Origin of the sequence: Pedobacter lusitanus (assembly GCF_040026395.1) — a bacterium.
Classification (GTDB): domain Bacteria; phylum Bacteroidota; class Bacteroidia; order Sphingobacteriales; family Sphingobacteriaceae; genus Pedobacter; species Pedobacter lusitanus.
The window spans coordinates 1,756,397-1,777,658 of record NZ_CP157278.1 but is presented as its reverse complement, the minus strand read 5'-3'; the positions used below and the strand labels follow the sequence as shown (position 1 = coordinate 1,777,658).

The 21,262-nt window shown below is 38.0% G+C and carries 23 protein-coding genes; 12 read left to right on the top strand and 11 right to left on the bottom strand.

The window, feature by feature from the left end:
- Nucleotides 1–67: 67 nt before the first annotated feature.
- Nucleotides 68–931, bottom strand: coding sequence for a ChaN family lipoprotein (locus PL_RS07565; protein WP_041884780.1), 864 nt, complete (start codon nt 929–931; stop codon nt 68–70).
- A 158-nt stretch (nt 932–1,089) separates the two neighbouring features.
- Between PL_RS07565 and PL_RS07560 the strand changes: the two genes are divergently transcribed.
- The 7 genes from PL_RS07560 (at nt 1,090) to tsaB (ending at nt 5,467) form a co-directional block, all read left to right on the top strand.
- A complete protein-coding gene (locus PL_RS07560; RefSeq protein ID WP_041884782.1) occupies nt 1,090–1,938 on the top strand; it encodes a LiaF transmembrane domain-containing protein in 849 nt (282 codons plus the stop codon).
- A gap of 10 nt (nt 1,939–1,948) precedes the next feature.
- Complete coding sequence (locus PL_RS07555; protein WP_235324617.1) at nt 1,949–2,992, top strand: sensor histidine kinase; 1,044 nt, start codon at nt 1,949–1,951, stop codon at nt 2,990–2,992.
- Nucleotides 2,989–3,723: a LytR/AlgR family response regulator transcription factor gene (locus PL_RS07550; RefSeq protein WP_041884783.1), complete on the top strand. Its 735-nt coding sequence runs from the start codon at nt 2,989–2,991 to the stop codon at nt 3,721–3,723. Before PL_RS07555 ends, PL_RS07550 begins: the two co-directional genes overlap by 4 nt.
- 113 nt (nt 3,724–3,836) lie before the next feature.
- Complete coding sequence (gene rpmH, locus PL_RS07545; protein WP_008241331.1) at nt 3,837–3,995, top strand: 50S ribosomal protein L34; 159 nt, start codon at nt 3,837–3,839, stop codon at nt 3,993–3,995.
- A 62-nt stretch (nt 3,996–4,057) separates the two neighbouring features.
- Nucleotides 4,058–4,519, top strand: coding sequence for a ribonuclease P protein component (locus tag PL_RS07540; protein WP_082036013.1), 462 nt, complete (start codon nt 4,058–4,060; stop codon nt 4,517–4,519).
- Complete coding sequence (gene yidD / locus PL_RS07535; protein ID WP_041884785.1) at nt 4,506–4,736, top strand: membrane protein insertion efficiency factor YidD; 231 nt, start codon at nt 4,506–4,508, stop codon at nt 4,734–4,736. Before PL_RS07540 ends, yidD begins: the two co-directional genes overlap by 14 nt.
- A gap of 44 nt (nt 4,737–4,780) precedes the next feature.
- On the top strand, nt 4,781–5,467 hold the full coding sequence (gene tsaB / locus PL_RS07530) for a tRNA (adenosine(37)-N6)-threonylcarbamoyltransferase complex dimerization subunit type 1 TsaB (protein WP_041884787.1): 687 nt from the start codon (nt 4,781–4,783) through the stop codon (nt 5,465–5,467).
- Between the two features lie 25 nt (nt 5,468–5,492).
- On the opposite strand, the gene PL_RS07525 is transcribed toward tsaB, so the two are convergent.
- Both PL_RS07525 and PL_RS07520 read right to left on the bottom strand, forming a co-directional pair.
- Nucleotides 5,493–6,890, bottom strand: coding sequence for a DUF5723 family protein (locus PL_RS07525; protein WP_041884789.1), 1,398 nt, complete (start codon nt 6,888–6,890; stop codon nt 5,493–5,495).
- Between the two features lie 93 nt (nt 6,891–6,983).
- A complete protein-coding gene (locus PL_RS07520; RefSeq protein ID WP_041884792.1) occupies nt 6,984–8,564 on the bottom strand; it encodes a hypothetical protein in 1,581 nt (526 codons plus the stop codon).
- A gap of 525 nt (nt 8,565–9,089) precedes the next feature.
- Between PL_RS07520 and PL_RS07515 the strand changes: the two genes are divergently transcribed.
- Nucleotides 9,090–9,476, top strand: a complete 387-nt coding sequence (locus tag PL_RS07515; RefSeq protein ID WP_041884794.1) for a DUF423 domain-containing protein — start codon at nt 9,090–9,092, stop codon at nt 9,474–9,476.
- Nucleotides 9,477–11,957, top strand: coding sequence for a replication restart helicase PriA (gene priA / locus PL_RS07510; RefSeq protein ID WP_041884796.1), 2,481 nt, complete (start codon nt 9,477–9,479; stop codon nt 11,955–11,957).
- A gap of 40 nt (nt 11,958–11,997) precedes the next feature.
- Here priA and PL_RS07505 read toward each other — a convergent pair whose 3' ends face one another.
- Complete coding sequence (locus tag PL_RS07505; RefSeq protein WP_041884798.1) at nt 11,998–12,678, bottom strand: hypothetical protein; 681 nt, start codon at nt 12,676–12,678, stop codon at nt 11,998–12,000.
- 277 nt (nt 12,679–12,955) lie between these two features.
- On the opposite strand from PL_RS07505, the gene PL_RS07500 reads away from it, so the two are divergent.
- A complete protein-coding gene (locus PL_RS07500; RefSeq protein WP_041884801.1) occupies nt 12,956–13,612 on the top strand; it encodes a protein-L-isoaspartate(D-aspartate) O-methyltransferase in 657 nt (218 codons plus the stop codon).
- Here the strand turns inward: PL_RS07500 and smpB are convergent, their stop codons facing one another.
- From smpB to PL_RS07485, 3 genes are all read right to left on the bottom strand, one after another.
- Entirely contained in the window at nt 13,613–14,062 is a 450-nt protein-coding gene (smpB, locus tag PL_RS07495) for an SsrA-binding protein SmpB (RefSeq protein ID WP_041884804.1), read from the bottom strand.
- An 82-nt stretch (nt 14,063–14,144) separates the two neighbouring features.
- Nucleotides 14,145–16,007 (bottom strand): Nramp family divalent metal transporter, encoded by a 1,863-nt coding sequence (locus PL_RS07490; RefSeq protein ID WP_041884806.1) that lies wholly within the window; start codon nt 16,005–16,007, stop codon nt 14,145–14,147.
- Between the two features lie 30 nt (nt 16,008–16,037).
- Nucleotides 16,038–16,694, bottom strand: a complete 657-nt coding sequence (locus PL_RS07485) for a metal-dependent transcriptional regulator (protein ID WP_041884808.1) — start codon at nt 16,692–16,694, stop codon at nt 16,038–16,040.
- 136 nt (nt 16,695–16,830) lie between these two features.
- Here PL_RS07485 and PL_RS07480 point away from each other — a divergent pair, with 136 nt between their 5' ends.
- On the top strand, nt 16,831–17,301 hold the full coding sequence (locus tag PL_RS07480; RefSeq protein ID WP_041884810.1) for an Lrp/AsnC family transcriptional regulator: 471 nt from the start codon (nt 16,831–16,833) through the stop codon (nt 17,299–17,301).
- Between the two features lie 17 nt (nt 17,302–17,318).
- On the opposite strand, the gene ung is transcribed toward PL_RS07480, so the two are convergent.
- Both ung and PL_RS07470 read right to left on the bottom strand, forming a co-directional pair.
- Nucleotides 17,319–17,996, bottom strand: coding sequence for a uracil-DNA glycosylase (gene ung / locus PL_RS07475; RefSeq protein WP_041884812.1), 678 nt, complete (start codon nt 17,994–17,996; stop codon nt 17,319–17,321).
- Nucleotides 17,997–17,999: 3 nt separating this feature from the next.
- Nucleotides 18,000–18,416: a thioredoxin family protein gene (locus tag PL_RS07470; RefSeq protein ID WP_152620368.1), complete on the bottom strand. Its 417-nt coding sequence runs from the start codon at nt 18,414–18,416 to the stop codon at nt 18,000–18,002.
- A 176-nt stretch (nt 18,417–18,592) separates the two neighbouring features.
- Here PL_RS07470 and PL_RS07465 point away from each other — a divergent pair, with 176 nt between their 5' ends.
- Nucleotides 18,593–19,132, top strand: a complete 540-nt coding sequence (locus tag PL_RS07465) for a membrane protein (RefSeq protein WP_041884814.1) — start codon at nt 18,593–18,595, stop codon at nt 19,130–19,132.
- A gap of 54 nt (nt 19,133–19,186) precedes the next feature.
- Here PL_RS07465 and PL_RS07460 read toward each other — a convergent pair whose 3' ends face one another.
- Both PL_RS07460 and lysS read right to left on the bottom strand, forming a co-directional pair.
- Nucleotides 19,187–19,399, bottom strand: a complete 213-nt coding sequence (locus tag PL_RS07460) for a hypothetical protein (protein ID WP_041884816.1) — start codon at nt 19,397–19,399, stop codon at nt 19,187–19,189.
- Between the two features lie 86 nt (nt 19,400–19,485).
- A complete protein-coding gene (lysS, locus tag PL_RS07455) occupies nt 19,486–21,207 on the bottom strand; it encodes a lysine--tRNA ligase (RefSeq protein ID WP_041884905.1) in 1,722 nt (573 codons plus the stop codon).
- Between the last annotated feature and the right edge of the window lie 55 nt (nt 21,208–21,262).

Below are 21,262 nucleotides of genomic sequence, written 5' to 3'. Positions count from 1 at the left end.
GGGTTAGCCTCTTTTTGCTTTCAGGACAATGATCAGCAGGTCGCCTGTTTGAAATTTAAACAGGTATTTATTTCGTTACATTGTTTGTTATAATCATATAATCTCCAAGATTAGCCTGTTTTGACCAGTCTGGCTCTAAAGTATCTTTACCGGCAAAGCATGAAATATTTACGAGTTTAAGTTTGGGTGCATATTTTTGGAGTTGTGCAAAGGTGCCCAGATGTTCATCACTATGAAATCTGCCATTAACCTGAAATATCTTTTTCTTAGGGTTCAGTTTTGCATATCTGGCAATTGACCAGGCCATCGTAGCGTCCCACAGGTTTTGTGTCTGGAAAATTTTCATTCCTCCCATATCATGACCACCCAGCGTTTCTATGAATTTTTCATAATATCTTCCTGTTGCGGTATCAATAGGTAGCGGTGGAAGAAATGATTTTGAAGCTTCCGGGAAATCATTCAGTTTAGTTAAGCCCGAAAAGGTAACTGCATTGCTATATCTTGTTGCGGCATTTGCACCAATTGCATCAGTCTTATACTGACGGGCCAGCTCAATCAATGGTTTGTAATCCTTATAGTTATTCCAGGCACGTGCCTCTTTAATAAAGTTCTTTTCAGAAATCGCTGCAGCAAGATATTCATTGATCACTGGTTGTACATCGGTTGCAAACATCTCCAGTGAAAGCGCGGTACCAGGGTAGGACCGGATCATTTGAAGAAAAATATCGGCTTCCAGTAAATGTCCAATAGAATCATTGTGTTCTTCGCCAAAAAATAGTACGTCTACATTTTTCATGTTCCTGACTAATTCTTCAACACTAATAGTCTTTCTGGTTTTTGTTTCAAATATTTTATAAGATTGATTAGTCTGCTGAGCAAATAAAACTGTAGGAATCAATAGCCATGCGAAGGTCAGGAGTTTCTGTTTCATTGTTATCTGGTGTTAATTTATTATTTTTCAAAGTAACATATAATTCACCGTCGAAAAAATGATGTTCACCGAGATTTTACAGCTGTACGGGTGATTCCTGTTTAGCAATCATGATTTAAGCCTTAGTTTTGGAGTATAATAAATGAATATAAAAGACAATGGAAAATAATAAATATAAAAACCGGTCTAACAGCGTGTGGAGTGGTTTGATACTTTTGATTATCGGAGCAGTTTTTCTGCTTAGAAATTTTGGGTTTGATATCCCTTACTGGGTATTTAGCTGGCCCAGCCTGTTAATCTTAATCGGTTTGGTAATTGGTGCCAAACGCAATTTTCACGGAGGAGGATGGCTGGTTATGGTATTGATCGGGGGATTTTTCACCTTGCAGAATATAACAGATTTTAATTTTACCCAATATTATATTGGTGCCGGGTTTGTAATTTTAGGTTTGTTTTTAATCTTTAAGCCACGCAGAGCCAAAAGGGACTGGTATGGTAATAGATGCAGGGACCACAGGTATTCAGGAATTTACGGCTGGTCGGGTGATCGCAATAAACCGGCCGACCCATTGAGTAATCCGGCAGATACACAAACTGATGCTGAAGGGGCACAAGGACCATTATTTACTGATCCTGCTGATCCCAATGCCAGAACTTCTGCGAATGAAAATGATTTTATCGATGCGGTAAATGTATTTGCGGGCAGTAAACGACAGGTTTATTCAAAAAGCCTCAAAGGAGGAGATATTGTTTCTGTCTTTGGAGGCTGCGAACTTGATCTGACACAGGCAGATTTTCAGGATAATGTAACCCTGGATATTGTAGCCATATTTGGCGGAGTTAAATTAATTGTTCCGCCATCATGGGTTGTCAGGTCTGAAGTGAGCCCGATATTTGGTGGACTGGATGATAAGCGCTCCGTTAATCCGGTTACCAGTGAACCCATTAAAATCATTACGATAAAAGGAGTAGCTTTATTTGGTGGGGTAAGCATACACAATTACTAAAGAATAAGCTGTGACTGATAATCCTCTGTTAACAAAAAAAGCACAAAAAACAGCAGTAGTTCTCTTCCTGTTATGGGTAGTTGCTTTCATACTGCTGTTTTTTTATACCCTGAATTTTAACTGGTATGTGTCTGTAGCAGATAGCCTGATTACAAACACGCTACTGGCCTGTTCATGTGTAATTGTCAGCACTGTACTGAGATATTATCAGCCCAAGGATGAAATTGTATTGTTTGTTCTTGTGCTGACTATTGCATTTTCAGTACTGATTTCTTTTTTATGCAGGATATTACTGAGTCATATTTTTATTCATGAGCGTACCTATCTGAATTTTCTTGATTTTTCGCTAATATTCAGGTTTATCGTGATTTTTGTTTTTCTGGCCTGGTGTGCATTTGTGAATGTATTATGGTACAGGCTCGAAGAACAGTCTGAAATGCAGGAGCGCCTGCATACTGCACAGAATTTAGCTAAAGAAGCAGAGCTAAACAAACTGAGACATCAGTTGCAGCCTCATTTTTTGTTTAACAGTTTAAACTCTGTATATGCACTGACCATTGTTAATCCGAAAGAAGCAGGAACAATGATTACAAAACTGGCCTCTTTTTTAAGGGGAACGCTGAAAAGAGATGATGAAGTTTGGGTAAGTGTGGCAGAGGAGATGGAATATATCCAGCTATATCTGGATATTGAAAAAGTGAGATTCAGTCACCGGTTAAATCTGGATATCAGTATTGAAGAAGATACATTGTCGCTCACTTTACCAGGGACATTGCTGCAGCCCATTGTTGAGAATGCTATAAAATTTGGTCTTTATAATACTTCGGCCGCCATTATGATCGCTGTTTCAGTAAAAGTAGAAAATGAAGTATTAACGATCAGTGTATGCAATCCCTATGATCCTGATATGAAAGCTACCGAAGGAACAGGTTTTGGACTGAGTGCGATCCGCAGAAGATTATACCTGCTTTTTGCAGATAATACACTTTTACAAACCGCTTCTACAGCAGATAATTTATATATTACTACGCTTAAAATACCACAGAAACTATGATACGCACTATCCTTATTGATGATGAGCCTCTGGCCCGGGATGTTGTAAAACACTATTTGAAAAATTTTCCTGAAATAGAAATTATTGCAGAATGTAATGACGGTTTTGAAGGATTAAAGGCTATTGCTGCTTTTCGTCCGGATTTTATTTTCCTGGATATACAAATGCCTAAAATCAATGGTTTTGAAATGCTCGAACTGGTAGAATCCCCGCCAGCAGTAATATTTACGACTGCATTTGATGAATATGCAATCAAGGCTTTTGAAGTAAATGCGGTGGATTATTTATTAAAACCGATAGAACAGGAAAGATTTGAGCAGGCTATGCAAAGACTTCCTTTAAAGCTAAAACAGCCCGAACTTACTCAGGATTTGCTGGAAACGGCTGCACTGAGTCCTGCACAGCATAACAGGGTGGTCGTGAAAAGCAATGGCGTAATCAAAATTATTGCTGTAACTGATATTCATTATCTGGAAGCTGATGATGATCATGTGAAACTGAGTACTACTGACGGAATTTTTTATAAAAACAAGACCATGAGTTTTTTTGAAAAAACGCTGGATAACGAACAATTTATAAGAATTCATCGCTCATATTTAATTAATCTTGCCCAGGTAACTAAAATAGAACTGAAAGAAAAAGATAATTATATTGTACTTTTGAAATCGGATATCTGGTTGCCTGTCAGCAAAACAGGCTATATTAAACTCAAGGCCGCGCTTGGTTTATAGGGCCTCCTTAAATAAAAATGCAAACACATGCTGCATGTATTTGCATTTAAGAAAAAATCACATTATATTTGCACCTCTCAATTAAAAAATAATAGTTAAGATATCATACAGTTATGAAAAGAACATTCCAACCTTCGCAAAGAAAGAGAAGAAACAAACACGGCTTCCGCGAAAGAATGGCTACAGCAAACGGTAGAAGAGTATTAGCTTCTCGCCGTGCAAAAGGAAGAAAAAAATTATCAGTTTCTGACGAACGTCGTCACAAAGCATAATTTTGATTGCAGCACTTTAAGTGCTGGCAGATCATTTAATCTGCAAATCTGCGATCAAAAACATGAAAAATTTTACCAAAGAAGAACGGTTATGCAGCAGGAAATTATTAGACCTGCTATTTAAGAACGGTTCTTCTTTTTTAGTATATCCCTATCGGGTTTCCTATCTGTTTATACCGGAGAAAAATACCTTTCCCGTTCAGGTAGTGGTTAATGTATCTAAAAAAAGGTTCAAACGTGCGCATGACAGAAACCTGATCAAGCGCAGAATACGGGAAGCTTACAGATTACAGAAATCATCAGCTCTCTATCCTTTATTGAATCATCCTGATCAGTTATTATTGCTTTCTCTCCAATTTGTTGGAAAGGAACACTATGATTTTACTTTTTTTGAAAAAAAACTGGGGATTGCATTAAAAAAACTGATTTTAACTATTGAAGCCGATGCGGGTTTATTAAAGATCAAACCACAGGCCCCAGGGCAGGATATTACTGAATCAACTCCAAAAGATGAAACTGATTAAGCAAATCATTGGCTGGTTCTTTCTGGCACTGATCAGATTCTATCAGTTGTTCTTATCGCCTTTACTGGGGGCGAGTTGTCGTTTTACGCCTACCTGTTCTCAGTATGGAGTGGAAGCAATTAAAAAACACGGTCCTTTTAAAGGAGGCTGGTTAACATTAAAACGTATCGGACGTTGTCATCCCTGGGGAAAACACGGACATGATCCTGTTCCATAATAATAGAGCCTTCCTTAAATTTTAAATCAACTATATTTGCCTTAATGGTTACTATACTTCAACTAGAAACAGCTACTCAGGTATGCTCTGCAGCATTATCTGTCAATGGAGAAACGATTGCTTTAAAAGAACTTGCGGCCCAGAATATACATGCTGGCAGTCTCACGCTGTTTATCAGTGAGGTTATGGAAAAGGCGGGACTTGCTTATGCTGATCTGGATGCCATTGCAGTCAGCAAGGGGCCTGGTTCTTATACAGGACTCAGAATTGGTGTTTCTACTGCAAAAGGACTTTGTTATGCACTGGATAAGCCTTTAATTGGTGTAGATACACTAAAAATGATGGCTCAGGGTTTTTTACAGGCAACTGCAGATTACACTGGTTTGGTCTGTCCGATGATAGATGCGAGAAGGATGGAAGTTTTTACGGGTTTGTATGATACTCAACTGGCAGAAGTTCTGGCTGTTGAAGCAAAGATCATTGATGAGACTTCTTATCAGGAGCAATTAAGCAAACAACTGATCACGTTTATTGGTGATGGTGCAATGAAATGCAGTGAAACTATTTTGTCTGCCAATGCAGCATTCTCTGCACTTAATTTTAATTCTGCGGCAAATATGAGCAGCCTGGCTTATGCGGCCTTCACAGCTGGTCATTTTGAAGATGTAGCCTATTTTGAACCTTATTATCTGAAGGATTTTGTGATTACACAAGCCAAAAAGAAAGTCTGATCAGCAAAACAGCGTACCGGGATAGTTATTTCTTTTTAAATATCCCGAACAGTTTGGCAAAGAATCCTTTTTTATCTATTTCATCCCCAACTCCAGGCATATAACTGCTGTTTTGAGGATGCTCTACCGTATAACCAAATTTAATACCGACTCCCATATAAACCGAGGCTCCAGCATATCTCTGGTCTGGTGTGGTTGGCTGCTGATGGTATGCCGCCGATTTTAGCACATTATCACTACCCAGGAAAAATTCGAAATTAGGTGTCTGATATTTAGCCTGCGTACCCAGCATCATAAACCCATTTAAATTATAGATAGGTGAAAGGCTCACCGAAAATTCGTTGTAGGCGAAATTATTGACCAAAGCAATATCGCCTCCTTTATTCCACAGATTTTTAGAGACAATAAAATTGGGAGTATAAAACTCAAATCTTTTAGAAATCAGGAAATCTGCCTTAGCATTGGTGGCAGAATAAAAACTCTTTTGCTGATCGCGGTTAATGAATTCATCTTCAAATTGCTTTTCTAAAGTTTTGCCCGGAGAAAGATTATTGACAATGACTTCTCCATCAGGAACCACTATAGAATGAGAGCTTTTATTCCATCTGATAAAACCCAGATCTTTGATGCTTCCCATTAAAAAGTAACCTGTTTTTGAAGTATAGGTAGTACCAAAACCAACGGATAACCCGGGGTTTTTAAAATTGGGGATCAGTGTGTTTGCATCCAGTTCTTTTGCCCGTAAAAAGTTTGATTTATAAGTTCCCTGAAATCCTACGGTAAGCTGCTGGGCAGCATTGTTAAACTGGATATCAGATTGTGTGATGTCAATTTTATTGTAGGTTATACCACTCAATAAGCTCAGTTTTACACCAAAAGCCAGTCTTTTATCAATGTTTTCCCGGTAGTTCATGCTGAACTGATGGTAAGATTGACCGTAGCCGTTGCCGTTGAAAGGAGAGTCCTGGTTTTGGTTAAATCTTCTAAAATCATCGAAAGCAACCAGTGTCTCATTCGTATAATCGGCAAAAGCATCTGAACGCATCTGCCAGGAGAAACCCAGTTCCTGATGGTCTTTATAAGATTTGAAAATCCGGAAGCTAAACAAATAGATGTTTGAGCTTTGATAGGCCTGATTTCTGGCATTATCGCCGATAGGAATACCTGAGGTGCGATAAACACGATCATTGATGTAACTTCTAAGGCTGTAATTTGCATCTCCTTTATTTGCTGCATTCAGGCCAAAATAGGGCAGCAGGAAATTGGAAGCGTACTTACGTGAAGAATCCAGGACAAATGCTTTCTGGGCTGGATTTTCAAAAGCGTCAAATAGTGTTTTGGTATTAAACAGCCCGTATTGTTGTGCCTTGATTTGAGTAGAAAGAATTAAAAAAAGGCCCAGTATAAGGTATCTTTTTGCCATAAGTTGAAAGCTGTGTTTTTTTCTGTTCAAATTTAATTAGCTGATTTTAAACAGGTATTTAAATATGGTAATTAAAAAAATAGATAGCGACTATTAATTTGTTAAATTTTCAAGGGTATCAGGAATGATTTCAGGTACAGTATTGATCAGCAGATTAGTTTGAAACGCTCCTTTATCGCCATTTAACTGATAAATCAGCGAAGTAAATTGTTCCAGCCCCTGTTTTTTAATGAAATGATTATAATAGGGGGTATAGATTGTTCTTCTGGCCAGATCGACAGAATTTTTCCGGTTCACGTAGTAGGTGACGTTTGCTGTTTTTGAAATCTGGCTATATACATTGATATAATCAGGGGTATTAATCAGTAATTTATTTTGATGATAATCATCTAAAAATGACCGGAGTGCTCCGGGTTGATTTGAAATGATCATATAATTATCAATTATAGTGTAATATGGTTTAGTGAATGATTTAAAAGGTTCCCCGAAGTAACAGTATAAAAGACCTGATTTTTTGAATTTTTTAATATCCGGATTATAATCCTCACTCATATCCAGTAAAAGTTGTTTAACCTTATCACCATTGGTCAGGTTGATGGCAGCCAGATTTTCGGATGATTTAAGCTGAAAAGTGATCAGCTGATTCTGAAAATATACCGGGAAAATTTTCTCTGCATCTAAATGATATTCTTTGTTGAAACTGCTGATTGTATTCTTAATTTTCTGGTTTTCCCCGTTAATCAAAAACCAGTTACTCAGCGTTTTTCTCCAGGAGTTATAGTCACTCAGTGCATATAAACGGAAATTTGCAGTATTTTCTGGTAAAAGATTATCTATACTGTTTTTTTGAGGAGAAAGGGCTGCAAACAGGCTCAGGTAATTCTTCTGATCATTTAGCTGGGAGCTCCCGTTGAAAAATAATCTTTCTTTACTAAAGTTATAATTGAGGGTTGAAAAAGAATTCTGATGGTTAAATACCGAAAGTCCTCCGTTTAAATGACCGGGCAGCATTGATTTTAATAAGGCAGGAATCTTGTTGAAATCTATATACAGATTACCCAGACTGTTTTTGCTGAATTTTCCGCTCGATTTGATGTAAGCTACAAAATGATTATTCTCTTCATCAGAAACAGCAGAAATTGCTGCTTTTACCGGCGCAGGGCTGTTGGAAAGTAAAATCAGGTTCTTTTCTACATTCAGATAAAAAGAGGCACTGTCATTCAAGGTCAATTTAGCTATACCATCCTCCGTTCTGATATTTATTCCTGTCGATTTTAAAGTGTTGAACAGCTTCTGTTTTTCCAGTTCATCATTGAGCTGGGTACTGATAAGATAATCAACAGTTTTGTTCGCACCGGCAGAAAAACTGATAAAGATATTTCTATTGCCAATCATATGATTCATTGCAGAATTAGCTGTGAGCTTGTTTTTTAGCAAACTAAGCTGACTGAATTTTTCTGGTCCAAGCAGTTTCTGAAAAAAATCCTGCCCCTTCAATATGTCGAATATGCTTTTGTCATTCCGGATGCAGAAGACCAGGCCGGAGTTTGCTGTGGCGGCATATAAACTGGTTTCTTTATAGGTTGTTTCCTGATTCAGTCTGGAGAAATACAGGTAAGCCATACCCACAATCGCTGCGAATAAAGTAAATAGGGTGAAATATATCTTTTTCATTTGTGTTTAAGCACGGGCTTATGACAAATTTACGCTAATTGTTGATCATTAGGTGATATTTTCTTTGTAAAGACTAAGATATTAGCTGCTGTTAACTTATGTTAGTCGCTATGTTCTGCTTACTATTGAAACGGGGTTGATACGGGGTTGAAGCGGGGTTGAAACGCCCCGACCCGTATCAACCCCGTTTCAAACCCGTATCAATGGCGTATTAAACCTAACTACAGTATAGGCTTAATAGCAGTCATGGGTAGCGCAAAACAGAGCTCTACCTTATACCTTATCTTACTGTCTGATTATGGACTTACTTTGGATATTGGGATCAGTAATTTTTATTTGGCAGCTGATATGTTTCATCTTATTTGATAAACAGCTGTAAATCTTGAAGAAAAGCATCCGGGAAATGGTTTAAAATAGAATTAGTTTTAAATTTTAAAGCAGCCGGAATAAATAATTTACAAGCAGAGTTAACAAAAATGCATTTAGGTTGCGTAATTTTGTGAGGCTGGAATTAAGACAAATCGAATGAACAGAAGAATAATTTTGACGGCTTCTTTTTTTGGGGCTGTAGCGGTAATATTAGGTGCATTTGGTGCGCATGGGTTGAAAAGTATGATTTCAGCCGATCAGCTGGCCATCTGGGCAAAAGGAATCGAATATCAGTTTTATCATACTTTTGCACTGTTGTTTCTGTCTACTTTTGCAAGATTCAGAAATAAACTGGTTGATATTGCCTATTACTGCTTCACAATTGGTATCCTGTTCTTTTCTGGATCCCTTTATCTGCTGGCCACCCGCGAGGTACTGCAGTTAAGCTGGGTAAATATAGTGGGTCCGATTACTCCTCTGGGAGGATTATTATTAGTTGCAGGCTGGATTTCTCTATTTTTCGCCGCATTAAAAAACAGATAAATGCAGGAATTTAATGATATAGCTTTTGCCGAAAGGGATACGCTGTTTATAGAGGTTATTTTGCCGCTCTCTCTTTCAAAAAACTATATCTATCGTGTTCCGTTTGAACTGAATGAACATATAGCCATTGGTAAAAGGGTAATAGTTCAGTTTGGAAAGAATAAGATTTATACCGCACTGATCAGAAGTATCAGTCAGACTGCTCCGGAAATATATCAGGCTAAATACATTATAGATGTAATTGATGAACATCCTGTTGTAAATGACATGCAGCTGAAGTTCTGGAACTGGATGACAGCATATTATTTGTGTAATGAAGGAGAAGTAATGTCTGCGGCGCTTCCTGCGGGATTAAAACTAGCCAGTGAGACTATTATTATCCTTCGGGAAGAAGCTTCATTAGAAGAGCTTGATATTACTGATAAGGAGAACGTTCTGGTGACTGCACTGGAAAAACAGAAGCGGCTGACCGTAGATCAGATTTCCAGGTTGTTAGGACAGAAAACGGTATTTCCGTTAATCAGATCTCTTTTGGATAAGGAGGTTATTTACATTGCAGAAGAGGTTGTAGAAAAATATAAACCTTTATTAAAGTCCTATATTACCCTGAATCCGTTCTATCAGGAAGAAGGGAATTTCAAACATCTTTTTGAGGTACTGGAACGTGCCCCAAAACAACTTGATGCACTGCTGACTTATATTAAACTTTCCAAATCGGGAATAGATATCTCCAGACAGCAATTACTGGAAGACAGCAGCTGTGGTCAGGCGGCATTGAAATCTCTGCTGGATAAGGAGATATTCTTCCTTAAAAAGAAAGTAGTGAGCCGTTTAAATGATGAATCTGATGATATGATTCTGAATTTTAAACTGAGTGCTGCACAAAGTGTGGCCCTGCAACGTATTGAGACCGAATTTCAGACTAAAGATGTTGTTTTATTACATGGAATAACGGCATCCGGTAAAACCCAGGTTTATATTAAGCTGATTGAACAGGCAATTGAAAAAGGAGGACAGGTATTATTTCTGCTGCCGGAAATTGCACTGACCACGCAGATCGTAGAAAGAATAAAGCGCTATTTTGGAGATGCTATTGGTGTATATCATTCTAAATTCAATGATAACGAACGCGTGGAAATCTGGAACAGTGTGATGAATGGTAAATATAAGATTGTTCTGGGTGCCCGTTCTGCTGTATTTTTGCCTTTTAAAGAGCTGAAACTGATCGTGGTTGATGAAGAGCATGAATCATCCTATAAGCAGAATGAGCCGGCTCCGAGATACCAGGCAAGAGATGCTGCTGTTTACCTGGCACATCTGCATCAGTCAAAAATAATATTGGGATCGGCTACGCCATCCATTGAAAGTTATTATAATGCATTAAATCATAAATATGGTTTGGTAACCCTGAATGAAAGATTCGGAGGGGTAGAACTGCCGCTGCAGGAAGTGGTTGGGATCGCTGAAGAAACTAAGAAAAAGAAAATGGTTTCTTATTTTTCCAGTGTATTGATTGATGATATTGCTGCAACACTGGAAAGAAAAGAACAGGTAATTCTTTTTCAGAACCGCAGGGGCTATGCAACAATCATGATTTGTAAAACATGCGGTTTTGCGCCCAAATGTGTAAACTGTGATGTGAGTCTGACTTTTCATAAAAGCAGTGGTAAGCTACATTGTCATTATTGCGGATATCATGAGAGCAGTATGAATATTTGCCCTGCCTGTGGTTCAGTGCATATTGAACAGAAAGGTTTTGGAACTGAAAGGGTAGAAGAAGAGTTAAGTCTTATTTTTCCGGACGTGAAAATTGCCAGATTGGATGTGGACAGTACCAGAACCAAAAATAGTCTGCAGAAGATTATTGGTGATTTCCAGGAAAAGAAAACAGATATCTTAATAGGTACACAGATGGTTGCTAAAGGACTCGATTTTGATAATGTAACATTGATTGGTGTGATTAATGCCGATACCTTACTGAATTATCCTGATTTCAGAGCATTTGAGCGTAGTTATCAATTGTTATCACAGGTGGCTGGCCGTGCAGGGAGGAGAGATAAACAGGGGAAGGTTTGTATTCAGGCTTATGATGCTGATCACAGGATTATTAAGCAGGTAGTTGATAATAATTATCTGGAAATGTATAATGATGAGATTGCTGAACGTAAGCAGTTTCATTATCCGCCTTTTACCAGACTGATTTTTATCAACATGAAACATAAGGACTCTAATATATTAAATGCAGCTTCTGCGCGTTTCGCAGCCATGCTCAGAGTCCAATTGGGTACCAGAGTATTGGGACCGGAACAACCTCTGGTGTCCCGGATCCGGAATTACTATATCAAACAACTGATTATTAAATCTGATAAAACTACAGCTATTCAAAAAGTTAAAGCTGTATTAAAGCAAACTATTACAGACTTTAATGCAGAAAATACTTTTAAAGGCGTGATCATACAGATTGATGTAGATCCTTATTAGTAATCTGCAGGGATTTACAGCAGGCTGCATTTTTTTGAGATTAATATTTGTTACCTAAGTGGATCTGTATGCCTATGGTTATTGGAGTAAACAGGAATTCCTTTTTGTGCTCTGAAGTTTCTGTCACCAGAAAAGAAGGGTCCTGTTTAATGATCCGGCTGTGTAAATTGGAATAATAGAATTCAAGGCTCCCTTCTGCAAAAACAGAAATCAGTTCTACGGGGGTAATCCTTATCCCTAAGGAAGGGGCTAATGTAACACCATTTTTAACGGTTTCCAGCTGTGATATATCGGATATGGTTCTCTGCAGACTAATATAGTTCTGTATGCCATTAAAGCGGTTGTATCTGTATCCGAGATCAAATGCAAGATAGGGTTGGATATGGGAATAATTAAGACTTTTTTCAAACCCGAGTTTGACTCTGTAATCTGTAACCTGACCATTGTCCAGTTCACAATTTGTACAATCACTCTGGAACTGAACCGATTTATTATTGATGAAACTTCCACTTACACGGTAACTGATCTGCCGGTCATTGACTTTAAACATTCCACCATTAAAATTTGTAGTCAGATATTTTAATGGGTCCTGATTAGCTATTCTTGGCAACTGCATAATGCTGATCGCATTCAACCCTATACTGTAGATGTTGTTTTCTTGTGAAAATACAGGTAAAGCCAAAATAAATATAAGGAACAGAGAGAGCGTTGTCTGTTTCATAAGCTTTTAATTGTCATTTGGTTAGATAAAAATATGCAATATTGTGCAGTAGAAATCAGAACCGTATGAAAATATATTTAAATGTATTTATTGGAAAAAAACACCTGATTATTTAAATAAGATTTCTTTTTCATCTTTAGGAAGTCAAAAAAATATTCTTTCTCTTAACACATATAGATGTTGTTTAAGATTTGATCTGTTGGACTTTACAGGGATCAGCTTAAATTCCTCGAATTAAAACCTTAAAAATCGGTTTCAAAGAAGTATTTTTGGTTCAATGGCATACAAGTTTGTAGATAATTACCGGGAAAGGGGAGCAAGGAAGAAATTGGTTGAACATCTTAAGTCCAGAGGAATAGCTGATAGTCGTGTTCTTCAGGCAATTGGGAAAGTACCGAGACATTTTTTCTTTGATGAAACATTCTGGAACCAGGCTTATAAAGATATTGCATTCCCTATTGGTGACGGGCAAACCATTTCTCAGCCCTATACCGTTGCTTATCAAAGTGAATTGCTGCATATCAGCAAAGGGGATAAGGTGTTGGAAATTGGTACCGGTTCAGGTTATCAGACCTGTATACTTATGGAGCTGGGTGCCGAGGTATTTACTATTGAAAGACAGGAAAGTATTTATAATCATACGCTGAAAGTATTACCGGGGATGGGATATAAGGCTCATTTCTTTTATGGAGATGGTTCAATGGGGATCGCCGAACATGCTCCCTATCATAAAATTATCGTAACAGCAGGTGCACCTTTTGTTCCTGAAATTTTATTGAAGCAGCTTAAAATAGGAGGAATCCTGGTGATCCCGGTAGGTAATGAACATTCGCAGGTAATGGTTACTGTTATCAGGGTTAGCGAAACTGAATATGAAAAGTTCGAACTCGATACTTTCAGATTTGTACCGCTCGTAGGAGACCAGGCCTGGTAATTAACCTTTTATTGCCCGGTCCATTTCACGTTTGGATTCACGGTCTTTGATACTATCTCTCTTATCAAAATCTTTCTTACCCTGTGCCAGTGCGATTTCTATTTTTGCAAAACCTCTTTCGTTAGTGAAAATACGCAGGGGAACAATGGTATATCCTTTTTCTTCACTTCTGAATTTTAGCTTTTTCAGTTCCTTTTTTTGTAAAAGTAATACTCTGTCACGTTTAATGTCATGATGGTGGAAAGAGCTGTGGCTGTATTCTGAGATATGAAGGTTTCTTACGTACAGTATATTATCGATGAACATACAGAAGGCATCACTCATATTGGCTTTGCCTTGTCTGATGGCTTTTATTTCTGTTCCCAGTAAGGCCAGACCAGCATTGTATTTATCAACAATATGGTAATCAAAGTATGCTCTTTTATTTTTTATTTGAATGTCGTTCGCCATAGAATCAGCTAATATCTGAAAGAATTGCCGATTTACAGCAATTCTTTCAGAATTTAAACAGGATTTTACAATGTATAGAGGATTATCTGACTACTAAAACAGGAATAGTAATTTTGTGTCTTACTGCTTCGACAGTTGTCCCGAATATCAGATCTTTTAAGCCTTTGTGACCGTGGGCTCCCATAACCAGTAATTGCAGGTCATTGTTCCTGGTGATTTCTGCGATTGCGCCCGGTGCTCCCCCAAAGCCTATATGAGGGATACCGTGATAACCCAGATTGGCCAGGTTCTGACAATATTTCTTCAGATTTTCGGCATCACTCAATGTTTCGTGATCCAATGCTGATTCTCCATGATACCTTGCACCTGCAGTTTCAACGATATGAATTAAATGATAATCTGCCTTTTTTCCACCCTGGATCAGGGCATGACGGATAGTATTTAAATCGTTCCTGGAAAAGTCTACGGTAATACCTATCCTGGTATAATGAATCTGTGCAATTGGCTCAATATCCAGTGCATTACCATGTGGTATATTTTTCTCCGGTTTATCCTTGGCTCCGAACATTGGATATACAAAAACATATAATAAAAGCAGCCCGATGAGGATAGCCACCGGTATAATCAGGATATTGATATACCAGCCATCAGAAGCACTTGCCCATCCTGAAATCTCTTCTATAACCAGTTTTATATTCAGCGCTACAATTACTGCAGCACTGATCCATGCTAATATTTTGACCCATAGTTTAATCGCAAAACCTTTCATTTCTTTTTTATCCGAAGTGAAGTGAATCAGTGGGATTACCGCAAAGCCCAGCTGTAAACTTAAGACTACCTGGCTTAAAATAAGCAGGCCGCTCAGTGCATCATTACCGAAGTATAAGATCGTGAAAAAAGCTGGGATAATGGCTAGTAAACGGGTAATCAGACGTCTCAGCCAGGGCTGAATCCTAAGATTCAGGTGTCCTTCCATCACAATCTGCCCGGCAAGTGTACCGGTAATTGTTGAACTCTGACCAGCCGCAATCAGCGCTATAGCAAAAAGACTTGGTGCTACCCCGCCGAAAATATGACCAAGTAATTTATAAGCATCCTGTATTTCTGCAACTTCATGTAATCCGTTTTTGTAAAAGGCTGCTGCCGCAAGAATAAGAATCGCAGCATTCACAAAAAAGGCAAGGTTAAGGGCAACTGCAGTATCTATAAAGTTGAATTTTATGGCTTCTTTAATGCCCTTGTTGTCTCTTTCAAACTTCCTTGTTTGTACCAGCGAAGAGTGCAGGTACAGGTTATGGGGCATTACTGTTGCTCCAATAATTCCGATTGCAATATAGAGTGCCTGTCCGGATAGTACAGAAGGCTCCAGGCCTTTAACAATCTCTTTCAGAGAGGGCTCAACAATAAACATTTCGACTAAAAATGAGATGCCTACAATGAAAACCATAGAAACAATGAAAGTTTCCATTTTACGCATTCCTTTATTCATCAGGAAGAGAAGTAAGACCGTATCAAAAATGGTTATACTGATACCCCAGATTAGCGGTAACCCGAAAAGCAGGTTAAGACCAATTGCCATTCCTATAATTTCGGCCAGATCACAGGCAACGATCGCTGTCTGTGCTAGACCGAATAACGGAATATTTACCCATTTGGGATAAGCATTTCTCGAAGCCTGAGCCAGATCAAGACCTCTTACTATCCCTAATCTTGCGCTCAGGGATTGCAACAGCAGGGCAATCAGATTTGACATCAGTAATACCCAGATTAGCTGATAACCAAATTTACTACCTCCGGCAAGATCTGTAGCCCAGTTGCCGGGGTCCATATAACCTACACTGACCAGATAGGCCGGGCCTATAAATGATAGTATCCTTCTCCATCCCGTACGTTTACCAGTATCTACACTCTGATGTACTTCACTTAATGATTCTGTATTCTTCATTAGTTAAAAAAAATAAATTATTGACTCTTCTCAGGCTAATTTGAGCAGGATATGCTGTGCTACTTTTTTACTTACGTTAATTTTCTGGTTATTCACCTGGAGTTCTACTGAACCGTCGTAATCTGTGACTCCGATTACCTGGACAAGAACACCTATAGTTAACCCCAGTTTTTCAAGATGGATTAAAAATGGAGAGGTGTGTTCACTTACACCAACAATAATCCCGCTTTTTCCGTTTTCCATTTCATGAAGATGTATGTTTTCAAAGTATTCGAAATTTCCATCCTGATCAGGAATAGGGTCACCGTGGGGATCTCTTTTTGGAAAACCCAGAAAATCATCTAAACGTTCAACCAGTATGGCTGAATTAATATGTTCCAGCTCTTCTGCAATATCATGAACCTCATCCCATTTGAATTTCAGCTTTTCAACGAGAAACACTTCCCAGAGTCTGTGTTTCCTGATCACTTTGATCGCAGCGGCTTTTCCTTTTTCAGTTAATGTTACCCCCTGGTACTTGATGTAATCAATTAATTCCTTGTCTGATAGCTTTTTAAGCATGTCTGTTACTGAAGCAGCTTTGGTATTCATTCCATGAGCTATGGCGTTGGTTTGTACTGTACCGGTATCTGCCTGAGACAAATGATAGATGACTTTAAGATAATTTTCTTCGGTAAATGAGTGCATTATATTGACCTAATAATAGTTTTAGATAAATCTAAAAATTTTTAATAGAATAATGCATAATTTTTATGTTTATTTTTAGAATTAAATTTGGTAAATAAGGTGTTCTTATTCTACCTTTGGATTCAAGATCGGAAAAATGGCAGCAGAATTAGATAAGATAGATTTTAAAATACTTAAACTTTTACAGGAAAACGGCAGAATAACCAATTTGCTTTTATCACAGGAAATAGGTTTGTCTCCTGCACCTACACTGGAAAGAGTAAGAAAACTGGAGATGTCCGGTTTCATTAAGAGTTACCACGCACTGGTAGATGAAGAAAAACTAGGTTTGGGAATCAAAACCTTTATCCAGGTACAATTGGATTTTCATAAAAATAATACGATTCAGATTTTTCTTGATGAGGTGAATCAGATAAAAGAAATTACCGAATGTCACCACGTGACAGGACAGGCAGATTTTCTTTTAAAAGTATATGTAAGTGATATTAAAGCTTATGAACGCCTGATTATGGATAAAATCAGTAAAATCAGTGTAGTCAAAACTTTTCAGACTATGATGATTATGTCAACGACCAAGAAAGAACCAATTGTTCCATTGGAATACTAAAAGGGTTAACTGGCAGATCAGCTGATCTGCCAGTTAACTGGCTTTTTGCCTTCGGCAATTAAAATTTCATTTGTTCTGGAAAAATGCCTGCAGCCAAAAAATCCCGTATAAGCGGAAAAAGGTGAGGGGTGAGCCGACTTTAAAACGGTATGTTTTTTCTCATCAATCAATATAGCTTTCTGCTGGGCAAATCTGCCCCATAATAAAAATATAAGTCCCGCTTTTTTTTCTGACAACTGACTGATCGCCTGGTCTGTAAATGCTTCCCAGCCTTTACCCTGATGGGATCCCGGTTCATGTGCTCTGACTGTCAGTGATGCATTAAGTAATAAAACCCCTTCATCTGCCCATTGAGTCAGGTTACCGTGATTTGGTGTTTTAAATCCTTCAATGTCTGTCTCCAGTTCCTTATAGATGTTTTTTAAGGATGGGGGAGTAGCCACTCCTTTTTGTACAGAAAAAGAAAGACCATGGGCCTGACCTACTCCGTGATAGGGATCCTGACCCAGAATGACTACTTCGACTTTGTCAAAAGGAGTATGATTAAAGGCGGCAAAGATATCTGCTCCCTTAGGATATACTGTCTTACCTGTTTCTTTTTCCTGCAACAGAAATGCTTTCAGGTTTTTCATGTATTCCTTTTCAAATTCAGGTTCCAGGACGTTTAACCAGCCTGGTTCTAATGCTGCTGACATGTTTTAATTATTTTTATTCAAGAGTTTAACCATATCGTGTTCCAGTGTAACCAGCGGTGACTCTGTAATCCGAGCTATTTCTTTCTGATTTTTTCTGATCATAAAGGTAGGAACCTTTTCGATATTCAGGTTTTCAGTTAAGCCTCCCATTACTTGTTTTGATTCATCCACAAAAATCAGGGTAACAGCATTCTCTGCTATGCCTGTCTGATCCAGTATTTTGTAGAAATGGGGCACATGTAATCTGCTGTCTGAACACCAGGTACCCAGTACAATGATTACTTCTTTATCTGCAAGCAGTGATTTCAGATTTTGTACAGCTGTAAAATCGGGCTGATAAACAGTATATTCTGTAGTATACTTCTCTTTCATCTCCGGAGATTCCATTAATTTCTCACGGCCGGATTTATCGGACATCATCTTATTGCAATTTAATTATAAATATTTCTCTTACCTGTATCAGCTGTCTGGTTTTCCAAAGCTATCCGGAACAGGCTGTGACAAAGATAAGCATCAGAATGAGATAAATATTTTTTATGCTTATCTGATTTTTGGTATATAAACACGATATTTGCACGAAATAATTAAAAATAGATATGCCAAACATAGTAAGACTTATCGCAGCTTTTGTGGTACTGGGAGGTGCGGTAGCACTGATGATTTTCGGTTTTTGGGGATGGGGGATTTTAGCTGTATTGATTAGTATATTAATCGTAGCAACTTTCTTCTACAATGAGAATATGCTGCTTGCACAATGGTTTTTACGTAAAGACGATATGCCTAAAGCTGAGCGTTATTTAAATAGAATTACAAATTATGAAACTCAGCTGATCAGACCTCAGCATGGTTATTATCAATTGTTAATTGGTTTGATAGAATCCAGAAAAGCACCAATGCAATCTGAAAAATATTTCAAGAAAGCTTTGGCTCTGGGTATGCAGATGGACCATAACATCGCATTGGCGAAATTAAGTTTAGCTGGTATTTCAATGGGTAAACGTAATAAAAGAGAAGCTCAGATGTATCTGACAGAAGCTAAGAAGGCAGATAAGAACAAATTACTTGCTGATCAGATCAAACAAATGAAAGATCAATTAGGAATGCTGGACAAGCAACAACAGGTAAGATACAGGTAGTTAATAAAGAATTAATATATCATTATAAAAAAAAGCCACGTCATGTGGCTTTTTTTATTTATCACAAAGGCTGTCAAAATTTTCAATACTACCCAGTGTTCCACGGCTGATTATATCATCTTCCATGTATTCTTTTTTTCTGCTAAAAAACAATTGTTCAGATTGAATTCTTTTGATAAGCTGACGAATCAGGGACAGATCAAAGGCATCTTTACTTAATTTTATGCAGTATTCGTTTTCAGTTATCTCAAGACTTGAATTATTCATAACATTCAATTTTATTGTTTGTTAAAAATAGAAAAGGCCTGCTATAAATTATCATAGCAGGCCTTTAAGTTTTTGTTATTATTATGTTAAGAGAACCAGGCGGTTACCTCATCTTTTGTAGGCATAGCCAGCTCCAGTTTTAACTTTTTACGCATTCCGCCTAAATCATTAAATACCTTGTTTGCATTAGCTCCTGAAAGTTCTTCTACTGTATTGAAACCCATTTTTCTGATTACCTGAACCCACTGGGCAGGGATACCAGCGTTTACGAAATCTTCGTCGGTGGTTACCCTGGCTTTTTTCTCCGGTCTCATCTGAGGGAAGAAAAGTACTTCCTGAATAGTAGACTGATTGGTCATCAGCATTACCAGACGGTCAATCCCAATACCTAAGCCGGAAGTAGGAGGCATACCATATTCTAATGCACGAATAAAATCATCATCCATTGCCATAGCTTCATCATCACCTCTTGCAGCCAGTTTTAACTGATCTTCAAAACGTTCTTTCTGATCGATAGGGTCATTCAGCTCTGTATAGGCATTTCCAATTTCTTTACCCATAACAAAAAGCTCGAAACGCTCTACCAGACCTGCTGAACTACGGTGTTTTTTAGCAAGCGGAGTCATCTCTATCGGGTAATCAGTGATGTAGGTAGGCTGGATTAAATTAGCTTCTACTTTTTCACTGAATATTTCATCAACCAGTTTTCCACGGCCCATAGTAGGGTCAGTTTCTATATTCAGACTTTTACAAGTCTCTTTAAGCTGATCTTCGGTCATTGCCGAAACATCAATCCCTGTATATTTCTGAATAGATTCATACATAGTCAGTTTCTCGTATGGCCCTGCAAAGTTAATCTCATGTTCACCAACTTTGACAACTGGTGAGCCATGTGTAGCTATAGCCACTTTTTCCAGGCAGGCTTCTACCATGCCCATCATCCAGATATAATCTTTGTAAGCTACATAGATTTCCATTGAGGTGAATTCCGGGTTATGTGTACGGTCCATACCTTCATTTCTGAACATTTTACCGAATTCATATACACCATCAAAACCAGCAACGATCAGTCTTTTTAAATACAGCTCGTTTGCAATCCTCAGATATAGAGGCATATCTAATGTATTGTGATGCGTCTCAAAAGGACGTGCGGCTGCTCCGCCATGAATCGCTTGCAGGATAGGTGTTTCCACTTCCATCCAGCCTTGCTGATCAAAGTATGCTCTCATGGTATTGATTACCTTAGAGCGGGTTATGAAGATCTGTTTAAAGTCCGGATTTACGGTAAGATCTACATAACGTTGTCTATATCTTAATTCAGGATCAGTAAAACCATCAAAGATATTCCCGTCTTCATCGCGTTTAACGATTGGAAGAGGTTTTAGTGATTTTGATAATAATTTAAATTCAGTAACGTGTACTGATATTTCGCCGGTCTGAGTAGTAAATACATAGCCTTTAATACCGATAAAATCACCTAAATCAAGCAGCTTTTTGAAAACTGTATTGTAAAGTGTTTTATCCTCATCAGGACAAAGTTCGTCTCTCTTTAAATAAACCTGGATACGTCCCGAAGCATCCTGTATTTCTACAAAAGCAGCACTACCCATAATACGACGGGTCATGATTCTGCCGGCAAAACTTACCTGCTGATAGGCATCCTTATTATTTTCGTAATTTGCCAGTATATCGGCTGCATTTGTATTAATCTCATATCCTTCAGGTGGATAAGGATCAATTCCCAGTTCACGTAACTGGCTTAACGCATTTCTGCGCAATATTTCTAATTCTGATAATCCTGTACTCATAAATGTTATTATATTCGGCTTTTGCCGGATAAGCTCTGTTTTGCTGGTGATTTGA